The following is a 6,176-nucleotide window of genomic DNA, read 5'->3' on the forward strand; positions in this document are numbered from 1 at the left end:
AAGCCACAACTCACCTGACCAGACCGAAAACCCCGCTCCTCCATCCACAACCCGGGTCAATTCCTCATGGCAATCTCGGGTCAGCTCTCACTGGCATTCAACATGCGCGGGGATGAACCGAGGCCGAGCAGAGCTTCCGCGCCGCTGCCGCCGTGTTCCCCGCGTGCGCGGGGATGAACCGCCGCCCTAACAGGCAGGGAGTGCCGCTAAATGGTGTTCCCCGCGTGCGCGGGGATGAACCGGCTATCCCTTCCGAGTGACCTTGGCCCCGACCGTGTTCCCCGCGTGCGCGGGGATGAACCGGTTTCGGAGAGGCCGCGCCATGTCTCGGCGACGTGTTCCCCGCGTGCGCGGGGATGAACCGTCAACGATCAGGCCGGCGGTGACGACGGCCTCGTGTTCCCCGCGTGCGCGGGGATGAACTGTCGCCGAACGCGCCCACGTCATCGCGTAGCACCGCATCGTCTCAGCCTGGATCGGCACCGCCTATGGCCGCCGCAGCGCCTCCTCGACCTCGGGCAGAGGCGGCAAACCGCTGGCGACGCCGGCCGGCGCCCAAAGGTGAGGGAACAGCCGTTCGGTCTCTCCGAGCGGAAAGGCGATCCTGAACGGGGCATCCTTCGTCCCGGTCAGAAGCCCACGATCAACCAGCGGCTTTGCCAGCCGTCGTGCCTGGCGGTCGCTGGTCCCAACTAGGCCGGGGACGTCGCCGCGGGGGACACGGCCGAAGAGCACGGCGGCTTCGAGGAGTGGGCCGACGCGCGGATCCAGACGACCTCCGGCTGCCTCCGCCGCGACGAATTCCCGGACGCGGCTCGACAGCGCCTCGGGAGCGAGCAAGGCGGCCATGAAGCGCACCTGATCAAGGCAGGCGGCCAGGAAGAACCGGCAAAAGTCGGACAGGCGTCCATCGGACAGGATTCCGCGCCCATCCAGCGCGCCTTGCGGCGGCGCGTCCGCGCGTGCCAAGTGCGTCTTGTAGGCGTCCACGTGGCGCGCCAACCCCCTCGAGACCGACCAGAGCGCAGAGCCCACGCCGGCGCGGCGCAGCAATGCATGCGAAAGCAGGCGTGCCGTTCGCCCGTTGCCGTCAGCGAAGGGGTGGACCCAGAGCAGCCGATGGTGCAGGGCCGCGATTGCCACCAGCCGGTCGGCGCGGCCGAAGCGCTCGGGTGCGCCCTCATCCAGCCGCTTCAGCCAGCCCGGGAGCTCATCTGGCGGCGGCGCGACGTGGTCGCCGACCTCGACGTGCCCCTCACGGAGACGGCCAGGAAGCACTTCGACCAGCCGGCCGCTCCCTCGCTCCTCGACGAAGCGGAGCTCCGCCGGCATCAGCTCGTAGAACCGCCGATGGATCTCCACCGCTAGCTCGGACGGCGCGGCGCGGTCGTCCAGCTCACCCCCATCGATGGCCGCCTGAACGGCGATGTGGGCGGCCGCTTCGAGCTGGAGATTGCGCCGCTTCGGCTCCGCTTCGAGGTCAGAGCGTAGGGCCCGCTCGATGTCCACGGGCCTCGTGTCGTGGCCCTCGATGAGGTTCGAGTAATAGCAGTTCATCCCTCGGACGAGGTCGCCGACTGCGGAGGCAGTCGTCGGGGCGAGACGCCCAGCGAGCCCACCCGCCTCGGCTCCAAGGAGGAATGCTAGGTCGCGGAGCACCGGCCACGCCGGCTGCTCCTCGCCTGGCACGAGTGTTAGCGATGCGGGGCCCGCATTTCGCACTATCTTTTGGCCGGCTGCCATATGAGCATAACTAGCAGATATATTTGAGGAAACAATCGCCATTGGCCAGCTGTGTGGCCGGCTTTGTGGCCGGCTTGAAAGCCGCCCAACATCCGCAATGCGCCGCCCAGTGCGAGCTACTACTCCCCCTACCCGAGTCGCGGCATCGCCCGGCCCCAGATTGGGGATTCCATCGATAACCGGCGCCCTCCGCTCACATGCCACGCTGGGGACTCCATCGAGGAATTTGGGGATTCCATCGAGAGTCCGCGGACCGCGACCTCCTAGAGATTCAACGAGTCGCCGAGTTATCCCGGGGACTCCATCGAGCAAACTAATAAGACAAATATTCCCCTAGTAGTTTGTCTCGATGGAATCCCCAGCGACATCCGGGGGTAAGGCGCTGCATTGTGCCCACCGTCGAAACAGCTGGAGACCAAGCGGAGCGGGGCTATGGGCCAGATCCACGACATCCTGGAGGCCAAGGGCAAGCGTGCAGCCATCGAAGCCAACGTCGCGCCCCGGGATGTGCTCGAGGCAGCCTCCCTCTACATGGCCGACGAGGACAACGCCCTCAGCTTCGCTTACTCCGGCTGGGCCCAGTGCGCTCTGCCGCACAAGCGCCTACCTCCAGGGCAGCCATGGGAGGTCGCGTCCGACCGGATGCGGCTGGTGGTCGAACCCGGCCGCCGTCCGATCTCACAGGACGGCCCGCTGGAATGGACGTCAGTTCCCTTCGGCAGCCACAGCCGACTCATCCTCCTCTGGCTCCAACAAGAGGCATTGAGGACTAACTCCCCGGAGGTCGAACTGGGCCGGTCCTACCGGGACTGGATGCAGCGTATGGGGGTGCCATGGGGGGGCAACTCCGGCAGGTCCGTACGAGAGCAGGCCGAGCTCATCTCCCGCTGCCGCCTTACCTTCCACCTATTCGGCGCAGGCCGCGAGGGGCTGGTGAACCAGTCCATCATGGAGGGCGCCCTGATGATCGATGCGCCAGGCGACGAGCGACAAGGACGGCTGAACCTAGAAGCCGCCCGACTCAGCCACGGCTTCTTCGAGCAGCTAAAGAAACACCCAGTGCCCCTCGAGGAGTCGGCGATCCGCGCACTGGCGAACAACAGCCCGGCCATCGACTGCTATCTCTGGTTGGCCTACCGGCTCCATTCGCTGTCGGCGCCGAAGCTCGTAACCTGGAAGGCCCTGAAGGCCCAGCACGGCGCCAGCTTCAAGCACCAGCACCACTTCAAAGCCCGCTTCCCGCACGTCCTCGCGCTGGCGACGGCGGTCTACCCGGCCGCTAAGGTCGAGGTCGTCGACGAGGGGGTCATCCTGAAGCCGTCCCGGCCACCGGTGGCGCCAAAGCTGATCGCCGTCCAGCCCTGCTGAGGGGTCGAGTCCGACAAGGCTTCGAACGAGGCTCGGTGGAGTCCCGTGCCAGGAGCGTTATCGATAGAATCCCCATCCGCCCCCGAGCCGGTCCCTGGGCCATGCGCCGGGCAATCCGGTGGGTGGGCTCGATCGAGTCCCCAATGGAAATCCTTGGTTTCGGACACCGCCAGATGGCGATTTCATGGAACCCCTGAATCCGTGGGGCCGACCCGGGGCATAGGGCCTTGCCAAGGTTCCGGCTATCGATGGAATCCCCAGCCCCCCGTTTCCGACCGCCGCCCCCGGGGCTAACCTCTGCCGAGAGTTGGATTGCCGGACAAGAGAAGCCGCGTCGTAGATCATGAGGACTGGGCCGAGGTTGCCGACGCCGTGCGGGCGCGGGAGCCGAAGGCTCGGGCCGCCCTTCCAGAAGAGGTCGAGCGCACCGCCCGCGCGATGGGCGGTCGACGAGACCGCCAGTCCCCGCAGCACGCTCGCTTGGTTAGCCGCGGTGTAGCCCAGCGACGAGTGTGGCCGCACGCGGTTGTGGTGCTGTTGCCATTCCTCGATGACGACCTGGGCTTCGCGGAGCGTGTTGAACGGGGTTCAACCGATCTGGCCTCCGCCCATGTCGATCACGATGAGCTACGGCGGGTCACCGAGATCCAGATCCGCAGGATCATCGGCACTACGCCGGGGCGGCGGATAAATCCAAATATGCCCCATTTCACACTCTTAACGCTTGGCCAGACTTAGCTAGAGACGCCATGTTGCCATATGGCAAAGTGGCCCTAGCGCCGCATCGCCATGTTCCCTTATGGTTTCGGCATCATGTGGCGATCGGGGATAGTGCCATGGCGTCGGTGGTGTCTGTGATCAGCCAAAAGGGTGGGGCGGGGAAGACCACCGTCGCTCAGTGCTTGGCGATCGAAGCCCTTCGACAGGGGATGGCCGCCGCCATCATCGACGCCGATCCGCAAAAATCAGCTTCGGACTGGGGCAGTCAGCGTGAGCAGGCTGGGATCGACGCGCCGGCCGTCATCTCACTTGGGACCCGGTCGCTGCGCACGGTAGTCAAGGAGTTGCAGGACCGGGGCGCGTCCCTCATCGTAATCGACACCCCTCCCCACTCGGCCCCGGCGATCAACGCCGCGCTGGAGGTCTCGACCGGCGCGGCCATGGTGACCCGGCCGAACCCGATGGACATCCGCGCCCTGGAGGCAACCTGGGCGATCGTGGACCGGATGAAGAAGCCGAGCGCCACGATTTTCACCCAGACCCCGCCCGGTAACCGGGCCAAGGCTCTGTCACTGGCGCTCGGACGGCTGAAGGAATTGGGCATCCCGCATTGCCCGACCCCCCTCACCTACACGCTGAGCTACCCGTACGCGCAGGCCGAGGCGCTAGCGATCCAGGAGCGCGAGCCGACCAGTAAGGCCCGCGCCGAGGTGGCCGAGGTCTGGGCCTGGCTAAGGCGCAAAGCCATTGTGTAATGGCGCCGCATCGTCATATGGCAATACGGTAGAATGGAAATATTCGCAATCGGTTAGTTCTGGCAGCAGCCGTGCGCTGAGCAACGTGATCTTCGCGCTCAAGAAAATTGCCATATTGCCATATAACACTTTGGCGTTGTGGCAATCTTTCCATATGATATTCTAGCAGTGACGTCGTTTGCGTACGCGCATTGTCGGGCAGCTTCGGCTAGCCGGAGTTCGCGCCCCGCGACCCGGTGGGTGAAGCGTGACAGTCTGGGCCGCCATCTCAGCTCACCTGCCACATGCAGGCGGAGTACCCGGGGCCATCCTGTTGGAGGCCCCTGCCCCCTGCCATCTCATCCTATAACCATTCTGCCATATGGTAATATCGGCGAGGTCAGAGCCGCCCGCCCCTATCATCACATCGTCACATCGCCATATGATACCGTGGCGCTTTGGAGATGTGAAAACATGGCGAAAACACCGCCAGTCAGCTATGGCGGCGCCGTCAAGCTGACCCCGCCGCTCGCGGCCGAACCACCCCCGACCGAGGTGGTCCCGGCACCTATACCCACAGCGCCGGTTGTCCCGAGCCCGAGCGGGGTAGGGGAGGGGGGTTACGCCGCCCGCCGTCGGCCGATGGAGAGCAAGTCTGATCCGACCATCGTCTACCTGCACCCCGAAGGTAAGTACGAGCTGAAGCGCTTTGCCCTGGCCCTCGGGCCGAAGGTGAAGGTCCACGACCTACTCATGGAGGCGATCGAGGAGTGGGCTCAGCGAAAGGGCATCGCCGCTCCGATGCGCGTTCCGTCCGAGCGACAGAGGAGAGGGCAATAGCGCCATATGGCAATGCGGCATCATGATACTTCGATGCCGACTTGATGTGGCACATGCTCCAGAAGGCTCTGCGGGCGGCTGTCGTCCTGATTGCCCACGTGTTGATCGCCGGTGTGCTGATCGTGTGAACCTGAGCGGTGGATCGCCTTATCCTGCCGCTCAACCATAGGCAGGAGATGATGGTCTACGGCTGTCTGCCGCTATCGTACCTGTTCCAAACGATTGACCTCGCCATGATCGCCGTGTTCGGGTTCTACGGCGTTATCAAGGCCATCAGGATTATGCGGGAGTAGGGACATAAGCGACTTTCCCAACACCGCCGGGCTCCGTTCGCTACTGCCGACCAGCCGGGCCGCTGGGTCTGGTCGCGGGTGAAGGTCTACCTCGCCATCCTGGCCGTCGTGATGGTCGGGTTCTTCCTCTTCGCCGACTGGTACGCTTCGCCGGCAGGCGGGGACCCGCTCAGCTGGATGCATCTGGCCCAGACCCTGCTCGCCTTGCTCACCATGGTCGTCGGCTGGCGCACCGCGCGCCAAGAGCTCGACAAACAGCATCACCAAAGCGGTAAATGATGCTATTGCCATATGGCAGTTCGATGATTGGGCGCTAGCGCCTGGTGCCCCAGCGCCGCTTTGGCACGTACGCCAGTTGTCGTCGTCGCAGAGGACCTAGCAGGCTGCTGAAAAGCCTGTCTGCTGCGCGGGTGTGGGTTGCTTTTTTGGTTTGGATGGGCGGCTGAGGCGGTGATGGCGCGGCGGGTGCGCCGCTCCA

Annotated in this window: 6 protein-coding genes, 1 pseudogene and 1 CRISPR repeat array; of the genes and pseudogenes, 5 read left to right on the plus strand and 2 right to left on the minus strand. The window is 65.0% G+C overall.

Features of this window, described 5'->3' with window-relative positions:
* Positions 1–152: 152 nt before the first annotated feature.
* Positions 153–425: a CRISPR direct-repeat array (repeat unit 29 nt; unit sequence GTGTTCCCCGCGTGCGCGGGGATGAACCG).
* A gap of 61 nt (positions 426–486) precedes the next feature.
* Positions 487–1,557: a Fic family protein gene (locus tag DOO78_RS26480; RefSeq protein ID WP_207803085.1), complete on the minus strand. Its 1,071-nt coding sequence runs from the start codon at positions 1,555–1,557 to the stop codon at positions 487–489.
* 618 nt (positions 1,558–2,175) lie between these two features.
* On the opposite strand from DOO78_RS26480, the gene DOO78_RS26485 reads away from it, so the two are divergent.
* On the plus strand, positions 2,176–3,111 hold the full coding sequence (locus DOO78_RS26485; RefSeq protein WP_111472879.1) for a replication protein RepA: 936 nt from the start codon (positions 2,176–2,178) through the stop codon (positions 3,109–3,111).
* Positions 3,112–3,606: 495 nt separating this feature from the next.
* On the opposite strand, the pseudogene DOO78_RS28335 reads toward DOO78_RS26485, so the two are convergent.
* Positions 3,607–3,693 (minus strand): annotated as a pseudogene (locus DOO78_RS28335) (integrase core domain-containing protein); the annotation flags it as partial.
* 254 nt (positions 3,694–3,947) lie between these two features.
* Between DOO78_RS28335 and DOO78_RS26495 the strand changes: the two are divergent.
* The 4 genes from DOO78_RS26495 to DOO78_RS26505 all read left to right on the plus strand — a co-directional run bounded on the left by DOO78_RS26495 (position 3,948) and on the right by DOO78_RS26505 (position 5,977).
* Entirely contained in the window at positions 3,948–4,586 is a 639-nt protein-coding gene (locus DOO78_RS26495; RefSeq protein WP_165839106.1) for an AAA family ATPase, read from the plus strand.
* Positions 4,587–5,039: 453 nt separating this feature from the next.
* Positions 5,040–5,405: a hypothetical protein gene (locus DOO78_RS27245; RefSeq protein WP_128080180.1), complete on the plus strand. Its 366-nt coding sequence runs from the start codon at positions 5,040–5,042 to the stop codon at positions 5,403–5,405.
* 137 nt (positions 5,406–5,542) lie between these two features.
* Entirely contained in the window at positions 5,543–5,698 is a 156-nt protein-coding gene (locus DOO78_RS27795) for a hypothetical protein (protein WP_165839107.1), read from the plus strand.
* 78 nt (positions 5,699–5,776) lie between these two features.
* Positions 5,777–5,977, plus strand: coding sequence for a hypothetical protein (locus DOO78_RS26505; protein ID WP_111472883.1), 201 nt, complete (start codon positions 5,777–5,779; stop codon positions 5,975–5,977).
* Positions 5,978–6,176: the final 199 nt, after the last annotated feature.

The sequence above is a fragment of the Roseicella frigidaeris genome, from assembly GCF_003258945.1.
GTDB classification, from domain to species: Bacteria; Pseudomonadota; Alphaproteobacteria; order Acetobacterales; family Acetobacteraceae; genus Paracraurococcus; species Paracraurococcus frigidaeris.

Bases quoted from the DNA above. Each gene is read 5' to 3' on its own strand.
- DOO78_RS27245 (WP_128080180.1), top strand. From the start codon at position 5,040: ATGGCGAAAACACCGCCAGTCAGCTATGGCGGCGCCGTCAAGCTGACC.
- DOO78_RS26480 (WP_207803085.1), bottom strand. From the start codon at position 1,557: ATGAACTGCTATTACTCGAACCTCATCGAGGGCCACGACACGAGGCCC.
- DOO78_RS26485 (WP_111472879.1), top strand. From the start codon at position 2,176: ATGGGCCAGATCCACGACATCCTGGAGGCCAAGGGCAAGCGTGCAGCC.
- DOO78_RS26495 (WP_165839106.1), top strand. From the start codon at position 3,948: ATGGCGTCGGTGGTGTCTGTGATCAGCCAAAAGGGTGGGGCGGGGAAG.